Raw genomic sequence first — 658 nt, forward strand, 5'->3', positions numbered from 1 at the left:
ATCGCAGGTGCAATGGCATGTGCGGACCTTGTCGAAAGCATCAACCCTCAGCTTAGTAGCTGGATTTTTACTTTAACCTGTTTGCTGGGTTTGTATCCTATTGCCCGTAAGGCCGTCAAACTGGCTCGTGGTGGCACACCCTTTGCCATTGAAACACTGATGAGTGTTGCTGCATTAGGTGCGTTGTACTTAGGTGAAACCGCAGAAGCCGCGATGGTGTTATTGCTCTTCCTTATTAGTGAAAAGCTAGAAGCATACGCATCATCACGAGCTCGAAGTGGCGTTCAGGCCTTAATGGATTTGGTGCCAGAAAACACCACGCTGATCATTGATGGTGTACGCAAAGAAGTACCAGCGTCTCAGCTTCAACCTGGGGATGTCATTGAAGTGGCACCTGGCGGTCGTTTGCCAGCTGATGGTGTATTGATGACGACGTTAGCCAGCTTTGATGAAAGTGCATTGACCGGTGAATCAGTTCCTGTTGAGCATGAAGAAGGCGGGAAAATCATGGCGGGGGCTGTGGTAGTCGATAAAGTAGTGCAGGTGCAAGTGACCTCCCGCCAAGGTGAAAATGCCATTGACCGCATCCTTCATTTGATTGAAGAAGCTGAATCGCGCAAAGCGCCGTTAGAACGATTCCTCGATAAATTTAGTCGCT

General features: G+C 49.1%; 1 protein-coding gene. It reads left to right on the forward strand.

The genetic code is table 11. From position 1 onward, the window contains the following. On the forward strand, positions 1-658 hold a 658-nt coding region (locus tag R7Q46_RS27645), incomplete at both ends, for an HAD-IC family P-type ATPase (RefSeq protein WP_318078347.1).

The organism is Vibrio sp. 811, from assembly GCF_033339195.1.